This is a genomic window from Nocardiopsis quinghaiensis (assembly GCF_008638365.1).
GTDB classification, from domain to species: Bacteria; Actinomycetota; Actinomycetes; order Streptosporangiales; family Streptosporangiaceae; genus Nocardiopsis; species Nocardiopsis quinghaiensis.
On the sequence record NZ_VWVU01000006.1, the window covers coordinates 1 to 19078 of the forward strand.

General features: G+C 66.8%; 21 protein-coding genes and 4 tRNA genes. 11 read left to right on the forward strand and 14 right to left on the reverse strand.

Annotation, left to right across the window (positions count from 1 at the left end):
- The 4 genes from FYX01_RS13905 to FYX01_RS13920 form a co-directional block, all read left to right on the forward strand.
- Positions 1-1643, forward strand: a 1643-nt coding sequence (locus FYX01_RS13905; RefSeq protein ID WP_150241364.1) for an ATP-binding protein, incomplete at its 5' end; no start/stop codon positions are given.
- Between the two features lie 86 nt (positions 1644-1729).
- Positions 1730-1915: a hypothetical protein gene (locus FYX01_RS13910; RefSeq protein ID WP_150241366.1), complete on the forward strand. Its 186-nt coding sequence runs from the start codon at positions 1730-1732 to the stop codon at positions 1913-1915.
- Complete coding sequence (locus tag FYX01_RS13915; protein ID WP_150241368.1) at positions 1912-2133, forward strand: helix-turn-helix transcriptional regulator; 222 nt, start codon at positions 1912-1914, stop codon at positions 2131-2133. The genes FYX01_RS13910 and FYX01_RS13915 overlap by 4 nt, the downstream gene beginning before the upstream one ends.
- The gene (locus FYX01_RS13920) at positions 2130-3602 is read left to right on the forward strand and encodes a tyrosine-type recombinase/integrase (RefSeq protein ID WP_150241370.1); all 1473 of its coding nucleotides are present in this window, start codon (positions 2130-2132) and stop codon (positions 3600-3602) included. The genes FYX01_RS13915 and FYX01_RS13920 overlap by 4 nt, the downstream gene beginning before the upstream one ends.
- A 130-nt stretch (positions 3603-3732) precedes the next feature.
- Here the strand turns inward: FYX01_RS13920 and FYX01_RS13925 are convergent.
- From FYX01_RS13925 to FYX01_RS13940, 4 genes are all read right to left on the reverse strand, one after another.
- Positions 3733-3806, reverse strand: a tRNA-Phe gene (locus FYX01_RS13925).
- A gap of 25 nt (positions 3807-3831) precedes the next feature.
- Positions 3832-3906: transfer RNA gene (locus FYX01_RS13930), tRNA-Asp, on the reverse strand.
- Positions 3907-3995: 89 nt separating this feature from the next.
- Positions 3996-4068: transfer RNA gene (locus FYX01_RS13935), tRNA-Glu, on the reverse strand.
- A 96-nt stretch (positions 4069-4164) separates the two neighbouring features.
- Positions 4165-5709 (reverse strand): metallophosphoesterase family protein, encoded by a 1545-nt coding sequence (locus tag FYX01_RS13940; RefSeq protein ID WP_394350471.1) that lies wholly within the window; start codon positions 5707-5709, stop codon positions 4165-4167.
- An 85-nt stretch (positions 5710-5794) separates the two neighbouring features.
- Here FYX01_RS13940 and FYX01_RS13945 point away from each other — a divergent pair, with 85 nt between their 5' ends.
- Together FYX01_RS13945 and FYX01_RS13950 are read left to right on the forward strand one after the other, a co-directional pair.
- Positions 5795-6145 (forward strand): metallopeptidase family protein, encoded by a 351-nt coding sequence (locus FYX01_RS13945; RefSeq protein ID WP_150241372.1) that lies wholly within the window; start codon positions 5795-5797, stop codon positions 6143-6145.
- A 333-nt stretch (positions 6146-6478) separates the two neighbouring features.
- On the forward strand, positions 6479-7783 hold the full coding sequence (locus tag FYX01_RS13950; protein WP_150241374.1) for an MFS transporter: 1305 nt from the start codon (positions 6479-6481) through the stop codon (positions 7781-7783).
- A 139-nt stretch (positions 7784-7922) separates the two neighbouring features.
- On the opposite strand, the gene FYX01_RS13955 is transcribed toward FYX01_RS13950, so the two are convergent.
- The 4 genes from FYX01_RS13955 to FYX01_RS13970 form a co-directional block, all read right to left on the reverse strand.
- Complete coding sequence (locus tag FYX01_RS13955) at positions 7923-8183, reverse strand: PspC domain-containing protein (protein ID WP_150241376.1); 261 nt, start codon at positions 8181-8183, stop codon at positions 7923-7925.
- Between the two features lie 271 nt (positions 8184-8454).
- A complete protein-coding gene (locus FYX01_RS13960; RefSeq protein WP_150241378.1) occupies positions 8455-10038 on the reverse strand; it encodes an MDR family MFS transporter in 1584 nt (527 codons plus the stop codon).
- Positions 10039-10087: 49 nt separating this feature from the next.
- Entirely contained in the window at positions 10088-10702 is a 615-nt protein-coding gene (locus tag FYX01_RS13965) for a TetR/AcrR family transcriptional regulator (RefSeq protein WP_150241379.1), read from the reverse strand.
- 133 nt (positions 10703-10835) lie between these two features.
- Positions 10836-11222: a PPOX class F420-dependent oxidoreductase gene (locus FYX01_RS13970; RefSeq protein WP_150241381.1), complete on the reverse strand. Its 387-nt coding sequence runs from the start codon at positions 11220-11222 to the stop codon at positions 10836-10838.
- A gap of 307 nt (positions 11223-11529) precedes the next feature.
- Here FYX01_RS13970 and FYX01_RS13975 point away from each other — a divergent pair.
- A tRNA-Lys gene (locus tag FYX01_RS13975) sits at positions 11530-11605 on the forward strand.
- Between the two features lie 435 nt (positions 11606-12040).
- Here FYX01_RS13975 and FYX01_RS13980 read toward each other — a convergent pair.
- The gene (locus FYX01_RS13980) at positions 12041-12523 is read right to left on the reverse strand and encodes an ATP-binding protein (protein WP_150241383.1); all 483 of its coding nucleotides are present in this window, start codon (positions 12521-12523) and stop codon (positions 12041-12043) included.
- Between the two features lie 205 nt (positions 12524-12728).
- Between FYX01_RS13980 and FYX01_RS13985 the strand changes: the two genes are divergently transcribed.
- The gene (locus FYX01_RS13985) at positions 12729-13586 is read left to right on the forward strand and encodes a helix-turn-helix domain-containing protein (protein WP_223830458.1); all 858 of its coding nucleotides are present in this window, start codon (positions 12729-12731) and stop codon (positions 13584-13586) included.
- Complete coding sequence (locus FYX01_RS13990) at positions 13583-13786, forward strand: DUF397 domain-containing protein (protein WP_394350466.1); 204 nt, start codon at positions 13583-13585, stop codon at positions 13784-13786. Before FYX01_RS13985 ends, FYX01_RS13990 begins: the two co-directional genes overlap by 4 nt.
- Before the next feature lie 42 nt (positions 13787-13828).
- On the opposite strand, the gene FYX01_RS13995 is transcribed toward FYX01_RS13990, so the two are convergent.
- The 4 genes from FYX01_RS13995 to FYX01_RS14010 form a co-directional block, all read right to left on the reverse strand.
- Entirely contained in the window at positions 13829-14404 is a 576-nt protein-coding gene (locus tag FYX01_RS13995; protein WP_150241387.1) for a GNAT family N-acetyltransferase, read from the reverse strand.
- Positions 14401-15090, reverse strand: coding sequence for a lasso peptide biosynthesis B2 protein (locus FYX01_RS27165; protein ID WP_317846066.1), 690 nt, complete (start codon positions 15088-15090; stop codon positions 14401-14403). The genes FYX01_RS13995 and FYX01_RS27165 overlap by 4 nt, the downstream gene beginning before the upstream one ends.
- Positions 15024-16715, reverse strand: a complete 1692-nt coding sequence (locus FYX01_RS14005) for an albusnodin/ikarugamycin family macrolactam cyclase (protein ID WP_150241391.1) — start codon at positions 16713-16715, stop codon at positions 15024-15026. Before FYX01_RS14005 ends, FYX01_RS27165 begins: the two co-directional genes overlap by 67 nt.
- Positions 16716-16776: 61 nt before the next feature.
- Positions 16777-16905, reverse strand: coding sequence for an albusnodin family lasso peptide (locus FYX01_RS14010; protein WP_150241393.1), 129 nt, complete (start codon positions 16903-16905; stop codon positions 16777-16779).
- Between the two features lie 112 nt (positions 16906-17017).
- On the opposite strand from FYX01_RS14010, the gene FYX01_RS14015 reads away from it, so the two are divergent.
- Together FYX01_RS14015 and FYX01_RS14020 are read left to right on the forward strand one after the other, a co-directional pair.
- The gene (locus FYX01_RS14015; protein WP_150241395.1) at positions 17018-17836 is read left to right on the forward strand and encodes an XRE family transcriptional regulator; all 819 of its coding nucleotides are present in this window, start codon (positions 17018-17020) and stop codon (positions 17834-17836) included.
- A gap of 19 nt (positions 17837-17855) precedes the next feature.
- Positions 17856-18425 (forward strand): class IV adenylate cyclase, encoded by a 570-nt coding sequence (locus FYX01_RS14020; protein WP_150241397.1) that lies wholly within the window; start codon positions 17856-17858, stop codon positions 18423-18425.
- A gap of 41 nt (positions 18426-18466) precedes the next feature.
- On the opposite strand, the gene FYX01_RS14025 is transcribed toward FYX01_RS14020, so the two are convergent.
- Positions 18467-19078, reverse strand: a complete 612-nt coding sequence (locus tag FYX01_RS14025) for a ribonuclease D (protein WP_223830488.1) — start codon at positions 19076-19078, stop codon at positions 18467-18469.

Sequence of the window (19078 nt, forward strand, 5' to 3'; positions counted from 1 at the left end):
GCAAGGACGGGCTGCGGGTGCAGTTGGCCCGCCAGTACTACGCCGAGCACCACGCGGTGCCCTCCCAGTCCGCGCTGACCGACGCGATCTCCGTCTTGGAAGGACGCGCTATGGACCAAGAACCCCAACCCATCCACCTGCGGCTGGCCACCCACCGCACCGAGAACGGCGACCAGGTGGTCATCGACCTGGGCACCCCGGACGGGAGGTGCGTGGTCGCCGGCCCCGACGGCTGGCACATCGCCGAACGCAGCCCGGTGCTGTTCCGGCGCACCAAGCTGACCAGCCCCATGACCGAGCCCGGCCCGGCCGGGCAGACCACCCAAGGCCTGGCCGCGCTGCGGGACCTGCTCAACGTGGACGAGCCCTCCTTCCGGCTCATCGTGGGGTGGATGGTGGCCGGGATGATGCCCGACCTGCCCCACCCGATCCTGGGCGGCAAGGGCGAGCAGGGCACCGGCAAGTCCACCGCGCTGGAGATGCTGATCAACCTGCTCGATCCCTCCCCGGCCGCGCTGCGGTCGCTGCCGCGCGACATCAAGACCTGGGCCACCGTCGCCTCCGCGTCGTGGGCGGTGTGCCTGGACAACGTCTCGGTCATCCCGATGTGGCTGTCGGACACCCTGTGCAAGGCGGTGACCGGTGACGGCCTGGTCGACCGGGCCCTGTACTCCGACGACGACGTGTCCGTCCTCAGTTTCCGACGACTGATCGCGCTCACCTCGATCGACACCGGTGCTCTGGCCTCGGACCTGTCCGAGCGGATGCTGACCGTGGAGTTCCTGCCCATCAAAAGGGAGCAGCGCCGCCCCCACAACGAGGTCGCCGCCGCCTACACCCGCGACGCGCCCGCCATCCGGGCCGCCCTGCTGGACCTGCTGTGCCGGGTGCTGGCCGAGCTACCCACCACGCACCTGGACGAGCTGCCCCGCATGGCCGACTTCGCACGCATCCTCGGGGCTCTGGACACGGTCCTGGGCTGGAACACCCTGGACACCTACCTGACCGCCTCCCAGGTGACCACCGCCGACCTGCTCGACGCCAAACCGTTCACCAGCGCGGTGGCGGACTTCATCGACGAGCGCGGGTCATGGACCGGGTCCATCAGCCAACTCCTGGACCTGATCCCCGCCCCGGACCCGCGGCCCCGCTCCTGGCCGGTGGACGCCACCCGCGCCTCCGGCCAGCTCAAGCGGGACGCCCCGGTGCTGAGGTCGATCGGGATCAGCGTGGCCGAGGCCGGGCGGTCCAAGGAGCGCCACCGCCGCCAGCTCTACACCTTCACCGCCCACAGCCTCGACGGCCAGGCCCCGCAGCCTCCGCACGCTGATCCTGCCCCGGACACCACGGTGACCAGGCAGGACACCCTTTTTTTTGACCAGGCAGTCACATCTGACCCCAGGGGCACGGAGACTCCAGGCTCCGCAGCCTCCGCACCAGGCTCCGCTCGTCATCCCAGGTCACAGCAGGTTGCGGAGGCTACGGAGCCTGCGGAGGCTGGCTTCCCCCCACTCTCTGAAAAGACGTCCGCCGAACCCGTGGAGATCGGCCCGTGCACCACGTGCGGAGCGGGATTCCGCCGATTCGAGGCCACGACCCATCCGCGGGTGTGCACCAGCTGTGCGCACCGCCACCGCACCTGACCACGCTCATCCGAAAGCGGCCCCGGACCCGATGCCTGCCAGCCCGGCCGGGGCCGCACCCAACCCGAAGGAAAGGCACTCCCAGCATGACCGAACACCGCAAGCGCCGCCTGGACCTGGCCAAGGTCCGCGTGATCGGACCGCCCGAGACCGTCGACCAGGTCGTGGACGCCATCACCGACGCACTGCCGTCCGCCGACCCGTCCGGGGCCTACCCGAGCCGCCACAATCCCGACCACGTCCGCGTCTACCTGGAGGTCGCACCCGAATGAGCACCGTCAAGGTCCCCAGGATCCCCGCCCAGCGCACCCGCGGCTGGCTCACGGTCGACGACTTCTGCGAGGAGCTGATGATCAGCCGCGACACCTTCTACGACTGGCGCAAGAAGGGACGCGCTCCCAAGTGCGCGAAGCTGCCCAACGGAAGTCTGCGGATCCGCCGATCCGAGTTCGAGAAATTCATGACCAGCGCTGAGGACAACGCTCGATGATCGACCCCGATGACCTGAGCTACCAGGTGCGGATCTGGAAGACCGAGGTCTACCAGGGAGCTCGCGTCACCACGCACACCGTGCGCTGGCGAGTGGAAAAGAAGCCCCACCGCCAGCCCCACGGGTCGTCCGCTCAGGCCGAAGCGTTCCGCTCCCAGCTCATACAGGCACAGAGCAAAGGTGAGGGATTCAGCATCAGCCGCGGTCTTCCCGTGGGGCTGCTCCGGGCTGAGATGGAGAAGAAGGCCGAGACCAGGGAGGAGGTGACATGGCACGACTTCGCAGTCTCCTACGTGGACCACAAGTGGCCCGACATCTCCGCCAAGCACCGGGGCAACATCTCGTTCGCACTCACGATGGCGACGACCGCCCTGTTCACCACCGAACGAGAGATGCCCGACCCTGTCTTGCTCCGCGCCGCGCTCCGGCGGTTCGCCTACAGCAAGACGTTCCGGGCCGGCGACCGACCCCAGGAAGTGGCCGACGCCTTGCAATGGGTCTCTGAGCATTCGCGGCCGATCTCGGACCTACAGGACTCGTCGGTGGCCAAGGCCGCCCTCCAGGCGGCGATCCGGGATCTGAACGGCAAGAAACTGGTGATCGGATCGCAGCGCCGCAACCACGGCATCCTCAAGGCTGCTCTGAGGTACGCCGTCGACCAAGGTCTGCTCGAACAGAACCCGATCGGTGAGCTGGAGGCGTCCGGGTCCCGCTCCATCCACCAGGTCGACCGGCGGTGTGTGGTCAACCCGAAGCAGGCCCGCTCTCTCCTCGACAAGGTGCGGGAGTACGGCTACGAGGAGACCGAGCGGCGCCGGGGCATGAAGTCCGGCCCGCGACTCGTGGCGTTCTTCGGGTCGATGTACTACGCCGCGCTCCGCCCCGAGGAGGCAGTCAACCTCCACAAGCACGACCTGTCCCTGCCAGCCCCGAAGCGCGAGACCACCGAGGAGGGGCGTGAGGTGGTCTCCTACGGCTGGGGGACGTTGTATGTGGGCGAGGTGACACCGGACGCCCGGCCGGAGTTCACCGACGACGGCACCAGCCGTGACACTCGTAAAAGTCCCAAGCAGCGAGGCGAGGGGGAAGTCCGGCCAGTCCCCTGCGACCCCGAACTGACCAGACTGCTCTGGGAGCACATGGAGAAGTTCGGCACCGACCCCAAGGGGCGGCTGTTCACCGGAATCCGAGGCGGTCCTCTGGCGACGATCACCTACCGGCGTGCGTGGGAATGGGCACGTGAGGAGGCCTTGAGCGACGCTGAGGCGGCCTCTCCGCTCGCGAGGCGTCCCTACGACCTTCGACACACCTGCGTGTCCACGTGGCTCAACGCGGGCGTCTCGGAGACGCTCGTGGCCCAGTGGGCAGGGCACAGCGTGGGTGTGCTCAAGAAGATCTACGCCAAGTGCCTCGTGGGAGAGGAGGACCGGGCGAAGGAGCAGATCGAGGAGGCCCGCCGACGCTTCTGAGACTTCAGCGCGTATTCAGCGCGGCCACCCACTGAAAGCCGCCACGGTCCACCGACAGCCACCGACGCACGAAAAGGCCCCGCCATCTGTTTACACAGGTGGCGGGGCCTTTTTGCATGTGTGTGGGTTGTGGCTAGGGGCGGGGTCGAACCGCCGACCTTCCGCTTTTCAGGCGGACGCTCGTACCAACTGAGCTACCTAGCCGCGCTCACCGATCTCTCGGCGACAGCGGTCCTGACGGGATTTGAACCCGCGGCCTCCACCTTGACAGGGTGGCGAGCACTCCTAACTGCTCCACAGGACCTTGTTCTGTTGTCGCGCCGGGCCGCGTGGCCCCGCACGTCGTTGCGCTTCTCATTCTGCCAGATGTCCGGCAGTGCTCGAACCGCGTCGTACCCCCAACGGGATTCGAACCCGCGCTACCGCCTTGAAAGGGCGGCGTCCTAGGCCGCTAGACGATGGGGGCCCGTGTGACATGCCAAGCATAGGGGAGATACCCGACCAACACCAAAGTGATTCCCCCGAGCGTCCGTTATTCACCCTACCTGCGGGAACACCACCGTCAGGGTGTGCGCTCGGCGCCGCCGGTCTCCTCCTCCGAACCCGAGGCCGGTTCTCCCACGGGGCGGTCCGGATCGGCCTCGATGTGCCGCTCGACCTGCGCCGACGTGAGCCCGACCCCGCCCAGGTCGATGTCGTCGCGCGCCTGGAGGCGCCCGGTTTCGGCATCGAAGTACAGAACCGACGCCTGGTACGGGATCGGACGGTCGGATTCGTGATCCAGGCCACGCAGCCCTGCACCGCCGGTGGATCCCTGCACCAGGAACCTGGTGCCCAGGTCGGTCAGCTCGGTGGAGCGCAGGTGCTCGCCACCCGTCAGGACGAGGGGCACCACCCCGTCGAACGCCTCCGCCTGCGTGCGCGTGTGCATCAGGGCCACGTCCACGTCCTCCTTGGAGCGGATCACCTCCTCGGCCTCCTCCTCGCCCTGGGCGGCCACCTCGGCGGCGTTCGGGTTGAGGCGGGTCGCGTCCGGGCTGTACCGGGGGTCCCCCGATCCGTAGAAGGTCAGGCCGCCCACCTCCTGGATCTCCCCGTCCAGCACCACGGCGTTCTCCTGCGCCTCCACGGCGCGCTGCGTGCCCATGGAGTCATGCTGGCCGCGCACCCACACGTACGGGACGTCCAGCTCGCCGATCTCGTCGGCGAACACGTCCTCGGCCGCGCTGCCACGGTCGGTGAGGTCTCCCGAGTCCACCACCATGTCCGCCCCGTACTGGTCCAGGAGCGTGCTGATGATGCTCCACGACGCCGGGTTCAGCTGGATGTCGGACACGTGCAGCACACGGATCACCGACTCGTCCTCCTCGTACACGGGAAGAGTGGAGGTGGCCTCGTAGATCATCGCGACGTTGCCGACCAGGCCCGCCAGCTGTTCCTGGTACTGGCTGAACCGGCCCACCACCTCCTCGGCGCTGCCCACCACCTGCGGCGCGCCCGCGATCAGGCCCGTGTACCGGGGCTCGGCGATGGCGCTGGGGTTGAAGGTGTTGGCGGCGACGGCGCCGGAGGCCGCGAGCACGCCCAGCGAGACGAGCGCGCTGGCCAGGGCCCGCCACACGTTCCGGAAGAGCAGCAGCCCCGTCACGGCCGCCCCGAGTGCCGCGGCGAGCGCCGCGCGCACCAGCAGGTCGATCACCCCGGCGCGCAGGTCGGAGCCGATGCCCGCCGCCATGCGGTTGATGGCGTCGGGGTCGGTGAAGACCTTCTCGGCCGCGGACAGCCGGATGTCGGTGATGGTCGCCTCGAGCTTGAGAGGGGCGTTGTGGGTGTCGAAGGCCAACTGCCCCAGCGGGGCGACGTTGACGACCGTCTCACCGTGCCACTGGGGGCTCAGGCCCAGCGTGACGTCCGCGGGGCCGATGGGGGTGACCACATGCCCGCCCAGCGCCAGGCCCAGCCAGCCTCCGACCAGGCCCGCCACGACGACGCATCCCCACCTCCACGCGCGTCCCGCACGCAGCCGGTCGAAGGTGCCGCGGAGCCGCTGGAGGGCTCCACGGAAGTCGTACCCGCGGATCGCTTCCCAAGACAACACACCCCCCATCATGCCGTCGTGGGAGGCCGTTCCCAATGTTTCCTCCCCTCCAGAGTGTTATGTCTCTTCCGAAGCACCCTGGTCAGGCAGCACAATGGCGGACGTGGTGGAACTGACACGCAGGGACTTCGAGGAACTGGTCGCCGACGCCCTGGACCAGATCCCGTCCGAGCTGGCGGGGCTGATGGACAACGTGGTGATCACCGTCGAGGAGGAGTCCCCGGACGGGCTGCTCGGCCTGTACGAGGGCATCCCGCTGACCGAGCGCGGGGACGCCTACTTCGGTGTGCTGCCCGACCAGATCTTCATCTACCGGCGCAACATCTGCGCCTTCTGCGAGACCCCCGAACAGGTGGTGGAGGAGGTCCTGGTCACCGTGGTGCACGAGATCGCCCACCATTTCGGGATCGACGACGCCAGGCTGACCGAACTCGGCTGGGGCTGATCCGCCACGCCCGCCCGGTCCCCTCCCCCGCGCCGCGGCCCCCCGTGTGAGCACCTCGGACAACCCTCTGTGCAAACTAGGGAACTATTAGCACATACCTGGCATTCCTGGTCACCTCCGAGCTCCCGCTCGGATTATCCGTACCGAGGAGAACGATCCGTTCATGACCTGCGGAGAGTATGACCGAATCCACCCTGGCATTCCTTACTCACAGCAACGAATCAGACACGAATTCCCGGAAAAGGCTTGCGATGAAGCCCACCTTCCGGAACTGTTGGTTATTGGGACACGACACAGCGTGATTACAACCCTGTAACAGTAAGGGAGTGCCGGGTGGCCAATCCGCGCCTCGACAACACACCTGACAACGGAGACCACGAGTCTTCGAGCGCCCCCAACAGCGACGACTGGCGGAGCAGCTACCGCGACGTCATGGCGATCAGCGAGTTCCGCTCCGTCTGGCTCGCCCACGCCCTGTCGATGATCGGCACGAACCTGCTGAACATCGCCACCAGCGTCCTCGTCTTCCAGGTGACCGGATCGGCGCTCGCCGCGGGCGTCACCCTGGCCCTGACCTTCCTGCCCCCGATCATCAGCCCCCTGATCGCGGGACTCGCCGACCTCCTCCCCCGCCGACGCGTCATGGTCGCCTGCGATATCGTGCGAGCGGCCGTCATCGTGCTCATCGGCATCCCCGGTATGCCGATCTGGGCCATCTGGGTGCTGCTGTTCTGCTCGGTGGTGCCGTCGGTCCCCTTCGCCGCGGCCCGAGCCGCGATGATGGCCGAGATCGTGCAAGGCGAGCGCTACGTGGCGAGCACCGCCATCATCCAGCTGACCACGCAGGTCGGCATGCTCGCCGGGCTGGTCGCCGGCGGTGTGATCGTCTCCTACGTGGGCCCCAACATCACCGTGATGTCGACCGGCATCCTCTTCGTGCTGTCCGCCCTCGTCGTGCTGCTGGGGGTCAGGGCTCGCCCCTCGCCCCGCGCGGAGAAGGAGGACCGTCCCGGGTTCCTGGCCATGACCCGCGACGGAGCCAAACTCGTCTTCGCCGACCCGCGTCTGCGCACCCTGGCGCTGCTCGCCTGGCTCGCCGGTCTGTACGGCATCCCCTATGGCCTGGCCAACCCCATGGCCGAGGAGATCGGCGCGGGTCCGGCCGCCGCGGGGTTCATCATGGCGGGCGCCTCGGTCGGCGCCTTCGCCGGCGGGCTCGTCCTGACGCGGATCATCCCGCCGCCCACCCGCATGCGCCTGCTCGGCCCGCTGGCGGTGCTCACCTGCGTGCCCCTGCTGCTGTGGCTGGCCAGTCCGCCGCTGTGGCTGATGGTGACGGCCCTGGCGCTCTGCGGCGTCGCGGGTTCCTACCAGTTCGTGGCCAACGCGGCGTTCGTGCTGTGCGTGCCCAAGGAGGGCCGCGGTCTGGCCTTCGGACTGGTCGCGGCGGGGCTTCAGGCCGCACAGGGCGTGAGCATCCTGATCGCCGGGTTCTTCGCCGAGCACTTCGGCACCGGAGCCGTCATCGCGTCGGCCGGTGCCCTCGGCGTCGTCTGCGCGACGCTGCTGGCGATCCCGTGGTCGCGGATGGCCGGGCAGACCATCGAGCAGATGAACGCGACCGAGAACGCTGCCTAGGGCGTGTGTCCGCCGGAACCGCCCTAGTGTTCCTTGCCGCGTTCCGCGGGGGTGTCGCGGGTCTCCTCGACCTCGCGCTCCTCCCGCGGAACGCGCAGCTCACGGCGTTCCCAGCCCGGGTGTGCTCTGAGGGTCCACATCAGTTCTCGCTCGGCTTTCCCTGGAAGTTGCGGATGATCTGCTCCAGCAAGGAGCGCTTCTCGTTCTCGGCCGGCATGATCAGCCAGGCCAGGATGTAGACGAAGACGCCGCTGAACCCGAGGACCGTCAGGACCACGAAGGCCAGGCGGACGATGGTGGAGTCGATGTTGAGGAACTCGGCGATCCCGCCGCACACACCGGCCAGATACCGGTCGGAGCCACTGCGTCGGAAGCGCTTGTTCTGGTAGTTCTCGTTCATGTCTCCACCTTGCCCCCTCCCCACGACGATTCCCATCGGGGAGAGCCCTGGTGTCTCCCCTGACATCCCCCGAGCCCCCTGGAGGGGTACGGGTACGGGGCGCCGGAACACCCCTTGGAGGTTTCGACGGCGGAGGGGCCGGCGACGTTCCTGAGACGTGTCCCACAACACGGGGGCACGGCCTCCCCGGCCCGGGAAAGCCGTGCGCCCCTGTGATGGGAGCCGTGGGCTGGCGCGGCGGGAGTCCCCTGTGCCCACGCGGGCCCTGTGCCTACGCGGAGTTCCTGGCGTCCTTCCCGTCCCGGGAGCCGCTCTCCGCGTCCTCTCCGCCTTCCCTGTCCTGTTCCGCGCCGCCGACGGTGGTGGCCAGCGGCTTCTCGGTGATGAACCAGGAGAGCGCGAACCCGACCAGCGCGATCGGAACCACGTAGAGGAAGATCGGGGGCAGGGCACCGGCGAAGGCGTCCACGATGAAATCGCGCACCGGGCCGGGCAGGCTCTGCAGCATCTCCGGAGTCATGGAGCTGATCCCGGCCTCACCGCCCTCGAACTCCAGACCGCCGCCCGGCACGTCGGCCACCCGCTCGTTGAGACGGGACACGAAGACCGATCCGAACACGGCGATGCCGAAGGACGCACCGATCTGGCGGAAGTAGTTGTTCGCCGAGGTGGCGGCGCCGAGGTCGCGGCGGGGAGCCGTGTTCTGCACGATCAGCACCAGGTTCTGCATCACCATGCCCACGCCCAGGCCCATGACCAGCATCGCCGAGCCGTTGTAGAGGTAGGAGGTGTCGGCGTCCATCCGGGAGAGCAGGACCAGGCCCAGCGTGATGATGGCGGTGCCGATGATGGGCCAGTGCTTGTAGCGGCCGGTCGCGGAGATGAGGCGGCCCGTCGTGATGGTGCTGGTGAGCATGCCGAGCACCATGGGAAGCATGAGCAGTCCGGACTCGGTGGCGCTGGCACCCTTGACCATCTGCAGGAACGTGGGCAGATAGGAGACCGTGGAGAACATCGCGATACCCACCGTGATGCCGATCAGCGCGGTGAGGACGAAGTCGCGGTCACGGAAGAGACGCAGCGGGATGATCGGCTCGGCCGCGCGCCGCTCCACCCACACGAACAGGAACGCCGCCGCGACCGCTCCGGCGCCCAGGCCGAGGATCTGCGGGCTCACCCAGTCGTAGGTGTGGCCGCCCCAACTGGTCACCAGCACCAGGCACACGCTCGTGGCGGCCAGGAGCACGGTGCCCGTGTAGTCCAGCTTCGGCCTGGGCCCCTCGGGCTTGGGCAGGCGGATCATGGTCGCCGCCGCGACCAGGGCGATCGCCCCCAGGGGCAGGTTGATGTAGAAGATCCAGCGCCAGTCCAGGTGGTCGGTGAAGAAGCCGCCGAGCAGCGGACCGGCGATCGAGGAGACCCCGAACACGGCGCCCATGATGCCCATGTACTTGCCGCGCTCCCGCGGGGAGACGACGTCGGCGATGATCGCCTGGGCGCTGATCATCAGGCCGCCGCCCCCGATGCCCTGCAGGGCGCGGAAGAGGATGAGCTGGGTCATGTCCTGGGCGATCCCGGACAGCACGGATCCGAGCAGGAAGACCACGATCGCGAACAGGTACACGTAGCGGCGGCCGAAGATGTCGCCCGCCTTGCCGTAGATGGGCATGCCGACGGTGGCCGCGAGCATGTACGCGGTGACGACCCAGGACAGGTGCTCCAGGCCGTTGAGCTCGCCGACGATGGTGGGCAGGGCCGTGGCGACGATGGTCTGGTCCAGGGAGGCCAGCAGCATCGTCAGGATGATCGCCAGGAAGATCCAGCGCAGCCTGGTGCGGCTGGGAGTGGTGGGCATGGGACTCCGTTCGCCTGCTAGGAGGCCCCGAGGGGCCGGAGTGCCCCGGTCAGCTGGTGGGCGTGGACGGCCCGTAGGCCTCGCCCAGATGGCGGAAGGCCGCGCGGATCTTGGCGCGGACGTCCGCGGTCTCCTCGCTCTCCGAGAAGTGGAGGCTCTTCATGGTGTGGCGCATCACCGACATGGCCGACGCGGCGACCAGGAGGGGCTGGTCGTCCTCGGGCGAGACGCCGGTCCGCTCGGCGATGGCCGCGGCGAGTTCCATTTCCACGTTGTGGAAGCGGGCGAGCATGCCGCGCACGAGCTGGGGCTCGCGTTCCATGAGTTTCCTGCGCAGGCGCATGTCGGCGCGCTGCGTGGCGAGGTCGTCGGTACTGACCAGGAACGTGATCAGCACGGTGATGAGGTCCTCGACGAAGTCGCCGGTGGGGCCGCCGTTGACGAACTCCCGCCGCGTCTCCTCGTCGGGAGTCCCCGGAACGTCGCCGAGGAGGGCGTCCTCCTTGGTGGCGAAGTAGTTGAAGAAGGTCCGGGTGGAGACGTCGGCCTCGGCCGCGATCTCCTCCACCGTCACGTTCTCCAGACCGCGGTCCAGGATGAGGCTCACGGCCGCGTCCTGGAGGGCGCGGCGCGTGGCCTGCTTCTTGCGTTCGCGCAGCCCCAATGGTCCTCCCCCGTGCACGACCAATTATTGCAGACCATGCAAACTTTCTCAACAGGTATTCTTTCGGGCCGAAAGCCACGCGTACCGGGATGTGCGGCGGTGCGGCCCCACCAACGCGGGGCCGCACACGCTCCTACCGGCCCACGAAGCGCTCGGGGCGGACGTAGACGATGACGCGCTCTTCCTCGGGGTCGTCCCAGGGGTAGGGCTTTCCGAGGTACTTCTGGGCCATCTCGTTGATGAAGGCCTTGTCCTCGTCCTTCTCCACCCGGTCACACACGCCGCGGACCTCCACGTACATGTAGGGGTCGTCGGGGTCGACGGCCGACACCGCGATCCGGCCGTCGCGCTTGAGGTTGTGCAGCTTCTGCCGGGTCGTGGTCTGGCTGAACCTGAGGAACTCGCCGTCCCAGTCGATCCACACGGGGCTGGACTGGGGCGCACCGTCCGGGCCGAGGGTCGCCACGTGCCCGAACGCGGGCTTGCGCAGGACCGCCTGCTGCTTCTCGGAGAACGCCATGATGCTCCTTGTCGTCGGTTGGCTCGGAATGCCCTCCGAGTACACCAACACGCCCCGTCGCGGACGCGGCGACGCGCCAGGAAAGCCCGCGCACACGGCTTGCGTGCCACGTCGCCGCACGCACTGGTTCCGGGGCGCACCGTGCGCGGTCTCCTCGTAGCGCCGACGGGTCACCGGGACCGCCTCCGGCTCTCCCCGCCAACGGCTGGATCCTCTCCACACAAGCGTGTTCACCGCTCCACGACCGTTGTGGCGCTGCGGTAGAGTTGTCCCCGGTGAAACTCCGGCAGCGCCCGGACGTCCACACGGGGCCTTAGCTCAATTGGCAGAGCAGCGGACTTTTAATCCGCGGGTTCAGGGTTCGATCCCCTGGGGCCCTACCACACGAGACCCCGGGTCAGAGCACATGTAGCGTGCTCCCGACCTGGGGTCTTTGCATGCCTGGTACCTCGAAAATGCTCCTGGTGCGCTCCCCGGTACGGGCGGAGCGCAAGATCAGCAGAGATCCACCTCAACACGGCCCGGCGCGGAACGCCTGCCAGATGCGCACGAGACCGGCCAACTCTTCGAGCTCCCCCGGCCCCCAGCGAACCGGCATACGCGCCAAGGCAGCCCGTACCCGTGCTCACACGGTCGTCCTGCCGAACCAGGTACGGGCACGCTCCCCGGTGACGCCTACGGCGCTTCCCACGGCGGTCACTCACCATCTCTCCTCCTTCTCTTCCCTCTGCCTCAAGCCAGCCAGACCGGAACACCATGAGTGTCAATGGCTCCGGAAGAAGCCGGAGCTGCGCTTCCCATGGCGGCGGTGACCGAGGTCAAGCAGCCGTGGACGAAGCCCCGTCGGCCTTCCGCCGAGCACGTTCGTCCACCAGACACCGAACGGCATCGGCATCGATCTCGCCCCCGTCCGGGGCCACCGCGAACCACACCCGTTTGCCCTCACCACAGCGGTAGGCACCGCACACCTCGCGAGTGAAGGCCTGGATGAGCCCCAGCCCGCGACCGTGCTCGGCCACCGCATCCGCCAACTCCCACGTCTGCGGGAAGACCGGCACCGTGGCCTCGGTGTCGTACACCTCGATCACGGCGCAGTGCCCGGGCTTCGACCACACCTCCACGCCCACCTCCGGCCGCCCATGCACGAGGGCGTTCGTGAACGCCTCACTCACGGCCAGCCGAGCTGCTGCACGCCCCGCCTCCCCCACTCCGGCCGCCACCAGAGCGTGGTCGACCAGACCACGGGCCAGACCCACGTCCACCGGCCTCGGCCTCACCCAGGAACACACGACCCCGTCCATCGAGCACCACCTCGCCTACGTCCATACCGAATCGACACAGCAGGACCCGTCACCCATCCGGCATCAGTCCGCTTGCATCCATCATGATTTGCAACAACGCAAATTACAAGTGCAGCAAGTTGATTTGCGTACAATGAGTAATGATGCGTGCTTCTCTGTCAGTGGGAAGATGACAACGCCAGCACAGCGACGACAGGAGGTGGAGATGCCCGAGGGCACTCCGGTCCAGGGCTCCCCCGCCCGGCGGCACTACCTGATCAGCCAGCTCAAGCGACTACGTGCCAGGACCGGCCTGTCGCAGGAGGAGGCCGCCGAGGAGATGGGCTGGCACAAGTCCAAGGTCTCCCGTATCGAGAACGGGAAGTGGAAGCGCCTCAGCGGCCCGGAGATCGACGCCCTCTGCCGCTTCTACACGGCGCCCGACGAGCTACGCGAGGAACTCACCCACATCGCCAAGGCAGCCAGCCGCAACCGCTCCTCCGCCTGGTGGAACGCCTATGAGGACATCCCCGGCGGCGCGTACTACCCGCTGGAGTACGAGGCCGACCAGATCTTCGAGTACACCCTCGGGCTCTTCAGCGGCCTGGCCCAGCACCCCGACTACATTCGAGCCCTGATGGGTCGCGGAGCCGTGCCCGACGAGGCCGAACGAGAGCGCAGGCTGGAAGCCCGAGTGGAACGGACCCGCAGCATCCTCTATCGCGAATCTCCCTCGCAGATGTGGTGGGTCATCGACGAGCCGGTCCTCACCTGCCAGGTGGGTGGCCCCAAGGTGATGCGCACCCAGCTCGAACACCTCCTGGAGCTGAGCGACCACCCCAGAATCGACCTCCAGGTCCTGCCCCAGTCCGAAGGCATGAGCCTGAACTACGGGTTCTGCCTACTGTGGATCGGTGACGACCGCGTCGGGCACGTGGACGTCCCGCCACAGGGTCTGTTGTTCGACGCACCCGAGGACGTGCAACACCACGAGTTGAGGTCCAACCACCTCCGGGCCGCGGCCATGTCCCAAGAGCGTTCCCGCGACCTGATCCGAACCCGAATCACCGAACTCGACGCATGAACGAGGTCTCACAGATGAGCATCGCGAAGAAGCCCTGGCACAAGTCCAGCTACAGCAACGAGGCCGGCACGTGCGTGGAGGTCTCGGAAGGGGCCGTCACCGGTGTCCGGGACAGCCAGAATCCTCACCTGGCTTCCCTGGAGTTCCCCGCCTCGGCCTGGACCGGCTTCCTCTCAGGGATCGACTCCCCCAAAACGTGAACCCCTGTGTGCCCGCCCGGCGGCGGGCACACAGCTGGCGTTTCAGGTCGCGAACTGCGCCTTCACCAGGGACTTCCACGGAACGTCCTCGGGAACCGCGTCCATCAGCACGTCGTTGACGGTCTCGCCCAGCCACTGGTTGGAGTTGCGCCGTATCCCCTGTCGCTTGAACCCGGCCTTCTCGTAGGCGCGGATCGCCCCGGCGTTGGGTTCGATCACCGTCAGGTACACGCACCGCAGGTTGGTCACGTGGAAGGCGTAGTCCAGCACCAGCCGGGTCGCCTCACTGCCCACACCCTTCCCTCGGGACTCCCCCATGGCCACCACGTACTCCCCGTTGCGGCGCATCGGATCGACGTACACCTGGGCCAGCCCGACAGGACGTGGTTCGTCCCCGCTCAGGTCGTAGACGGTGAACCGCAGTTCCCGGTCCGAAGCACGCCCGTAGCCCTCGACCAGGATCTCTCGGGTGGTCTCCATCGGCTGCGGGGTCTGCCGGTTGTAGCCGACGATCGTCGGAATCGACTGCTCCCACCGCCAGTACTCCTCCGCCAGATCGGCGCGCAACGGGCCGATCCCGGCCTTGTCCCCTCGAAGCCACATCAGGGGTTCACTCACGTGCTCTCCTCCATGCTGGGGATGGTCAGCAGTGCGGTGCACCGCCGTGTGCTGTCCGGCTCCTCCACAGGCCGGCCCTCCACCTCGATCCAGGCGTGCAGCCGGATGGGATCCGCGATCACCCCATGGCACCAGCGCACTCCACGCCCACGTATGGCCAGGGCCAGCACCGCGGCCACCGATTCTTCCAAGCACGCGACGCGCACGGGCGAGAACAAGCCCAGAGCCCGTACCGCGTGCACGGCTTTCTCGGCCTGGTGTATATCGGCTGCACGGCGATGCAGTCGGGACACGGCCTCCATGAGCCGGAGCATCCTCCCCATCCGGAACCGCCGCCGACCTCCCCAGGAGACGCCGAGCACCAGGAGGAGCGCCGCTGCGGCGGCCCATCGGTAGGGGCCGGGCACTCGGGGAAACTCGGAGAATCCCATTGGGAGTTCCTGAACACCCCAGCTCGCCTCCCACCGATGACCACTGACGGCCGGTGGCCCGTCCACGGCCGACTGCCTTCCGGCCTCAGGAGAAAGGACACGAACGGCGCCGGTTCCGTAGTCAACGACCACGGTCGCTGCCCCCAGATCGCAGGCACGGATTTCAGGCAGGCCAACAGACGTGACCTTCATGCCGCCCTCACCTCGATCGTTTCCCATGGGATTGCCGGCGCGGAGCGGACCGCGCGAAGCCATGCCTCGGTGGCCACAGCGGACTCGACCTGGGCCAGTTCGTCACCCACACCCATGGCGGCGCGCCGCATCGATCCGCGCAACCCGGCGACATCGACCAGTCCTTCACCGGCCAGGTGGCCGTCAACGAAGCCGAGGAGTGCAGGCAGCGCCTTCCTCAACCCGTGGTGGTGGTCGCTGGAGGCGTCTCCCTTCGTGGTGCGCCGGGTGAGCCGTTCCGGGAACAGGTCACGCATGGCCTCGGCCATGATCGGCTTGTAGCGGGCCGGTCCTGGAAGGCCGTCGACCGGCACGGACAGATAGGCGTCGATGACCTGAGAGTCGAAGTAAGGGTTGTGCAGCGCAATCCCGAAGGCCTCGGCGATCTGTACGTCGGAACGAGCCGTGCGGCCGGCCTGGGCCATCGTCCGCATCAGGGCACGCAGGGTCGGGCTCTCTAGGGAGAAGGGGTCCTCGCCACCGGCCACGGGTTGCTTCGCACCGACCCAGGACGGGACCGGGGCCGGTTCTGCCCTGGAGTTCGCAGTTCGGAAGGCTTCCAGGATCGACATCCGCCGTACGTGCGCCCATCGAGCCGCCTCACCGAGAGCCCGACGGATCCTGGCCCGATTCAGGAGTTCGACCAGGTAGTACGGGGGCGTGAGGAGGAGAGCATCCCCGCCGTCTCCGGTCATGTGCATGTCGGAGCCGACTTCTTCGGTGAGCCAGGTCAACTGTCCAGAGAAGTAGGCATAGGAGACCGTCGATGGCGCTGGTTCGTCCGTTGCGGGGACCAGATCGAGCTTCCCGTAGGGAGTGTGGTCGTCAGTGACCGGCATCCAGCGGTGATCGAGTCCCGGATGGTGGGCGGCCTCTCGGGCGTAGTCGAGGTCTCCGCCGTGGTGGACGCCTTCCGGATGAACGGTGACGCCCACGATCCCGCGTCCCTCCGGTGCCAGGCGTTCCGCGGCCAGGAGTCCGAGCGCTGTGGAGTCGAATCCACCAGAGAAGTCCGTGCTCGGCCGCGCCGAGTGGTCGACACGGACAGCGACGGCGTCTTCTAGCGCGGATCGTAGCCGGAGTGCGTGGCCGTCGGCCATCGGGGTCGGTCGCCACATCGCCCTTGTGTCCGGTTCACGACGAACGGTCAGTCGGAGCCGGTGTCCGGGTGGCACGCGTGCGACCCCGTGGAAAAAGGAATCCGTTCCGGCCTCCGCCGTATCAGGGCTGACCAACCGTGCGGCGACCTTGTCCAGGTTCACCACCGGCGCTCCGTCGAAGCCGGCCAGTAGGTGCGAGCTTGAGGCCCACAGCACTCCTTCAGGGGTTCGTCGCGTATACACCGGGATCGCCGAGGAGAGATCGGTCCAGATCGTGACTGTCCCCGGTTCGATCTGCGCCACGACATAGCTGCCCGGCCACCGCCAGACCACGTCGTCAGGCACAGTGTGCCCCGTAACCCGGACCAGTTCTTCCTCATCGACGCCGCAAGGGCCCAGCACCACTACGTGACGCCCTCGGTGAGAGGCGACACGTCGCTCGTGCTCGGGCCAGTCAGAACTCGCCCATACCTGCGGCAGATACGGAGCGAGAGGGATGGAACCGCGGGGACGGGCGGAGGGCGGACCTGTCGAACCACCGAACCACATGGGCTTTCTCCTGCGCTCTGAGCGGGTGCCCGGGAGGGGTTGCCCCGGGCACCCGAGGCGGTCAGTTGTAGGGGTTGCGCTTGTTCTCGTTCTGGGCCTGCCCCTGACCGAGGGTTAGTTCGGCAGCGTCTCCGAGCTCGACGACCACGACTCCAACGGCCTCCGGGGTCTCATTCCGTGTCTCGTCCATCGACTTCTCTCTGCTCCGAGGGATCTGTGTTGCTGTCAAAGATCGTCGCGGAAAGTTGCCGGATGTGGCCATTCCAGCCCGGGTATCTCACGGTGGGATGTAGCGTCGTCGGGTGACCGAGCGCTTGCTTCCCCTACGAGCCTGGGAATCCGAAGAAACCCGGGCGATCCTGCGCCGACGGGACATCGCTGCTCTCTTCCGGGTGTTCAGCGCCCATGGTGTCTCTCAGTCACGCATCGGTGCGGCCATCGACATGACACAGGCCCGGGTCTCGGAGATCTCCAATGGGTCCCGCGCCGTGAGCGCGATGACCGTCTACGAGCGCATCGCCGATGGCCTCGGCATGCCGGATACCGCACGCATGCTGTTCGGGCTTGCCCCGCGCCACCCTGCAGGGCTGGACCACCTCGGAGCATCCGGCCGAGCCGAGATCGTCCAGGTCTACCCCTCCCAGTCGGCGGCGGCCAACGAGATCCGTGCGAGCGCTGCTCATGCCGACTCGCTCGACGTTCTCGCGGTTCGCGGTCTGGGGCTCCTCGGCATGAACGACTCGCTGCTTCGCGACGCCGTTCGCGAAGGACGGATGAAACTGCGCCTGTTGCTTCTGGATCCGGACAGCCCTGCCGCCGAGCGCCGGGCCGAAGAGATCGGTGAGAGCCCGGAATCCTTCGCTGCGGGAATCCGTCTGGCCATCGCACGCATTCGGGAGCTCGTCGCTACCGGTGATGTCGAGCTATACGTCTACGACGGCCTTCCGATCTGGCGAGTCATCGCGATCGACGGCCTGATGTACGTTTCCGCGTTCGACTCCGATTGGGAAGGGCACTCCTCAGCTATGTACAAGCTGGCGCCCACCCCTTACGGCGCCCTGCATCGTGGGCTAATCAGACAGTTCGAGGAGCTGCGCCGGGGTGCGCACCGTCTCCTGTGATCGAAGGGAAGGCACGAAGGTGATCGAAGCGGAGCTCAAGGCACGGGTCGCCAAGCCAGAGCGGATGATGGAACTCCTGCGTGGCCGGGCCGAGGAAGTGATCGCCGTCTACCGGGACACCTACTACGACCTCCCCGACGGATCCCTCACTAGCCAAAGCCGCGAACTGCGCGTACGCGTCATCGAGCGGGGTGGCGACCAGAAGGTCGTGTTCACCTACAAGGCCCCGCCCGTGGACGAGGCGAGCGGCTCCAAGCCCGAACACGAGACCCGTGCCGAGTCGGCCCCGGAACTCGACGCGATCCTGACCGGCCTCGGCTATGAGCACCTGGTGTCCCTCACCAAGCACTGCGCCAACTTCTCGCTCACCACTGATGACGGCCGCGAATGCCTGGCCACGGTCGTCACCGTCCCCGAACTCGAAGGAACGTTCATCGAAGTTGAGACCCTGGTCCCCGAAGACGAGGTGACCGAGGGGCTGGCCTTGGTCCGGAACGTGCTCAACAGCCTAGGCATCGAGGAGAGCGATCTGACCACCGAGGAGTACACCGCTGCAGTCATAGCCCACCGCAGAATCCAAAAATATTAAATCACGAAAGACTAACAACATAATGCGGCACCTAAAAAAGGTCAATGGGCAAATATGTCCGACTGCCCAGAGACATCAAGTTCCACCTGCGTAGGCAAGAATCTCATGCATTCATTATAGATATCGAAAAGATCACGTTTCATCATTTCTTTATTAAGAAGACTGAGCAGATCCAGCAAGTACCTTACATCGCTCACAGCATACCGCAGTTGGTCAGAACTCAAGTCAGAAGAAACCCAATCACTCTGCTGTTGGCTTTTGTCAATTGACACTCCTATCCAATACTTAAGCAGAGGCTTGAGGCTGTGGCTTTCTCTACTGACAGCCGGTCGAAGAAGGCGTGAGCCAACTTTGGTGCAGCGGACGTTCTTGATTTTTACACCCCAGTGCGCACGCAAGAACCTCAAGTCAAAAGGCGCGTGATGAAAAACCTTTGCAATATTGTTCGACTCGAGCACCTGAATGAGTCTCGATGGGAATTTTTCAGAGACCCGAACCACTATTGCACCAATATCAGGAGCATATATCTGAACTGTCCCAATCCGATCAGCATTCCAATCAAGACCAGTGGTCTCAATATCGCAGGCCAGGGACTTCTGCGATTTCGCTAATGCCAGCAACTCCTCAGTGAGGTCGCCAACACACACCTGCAC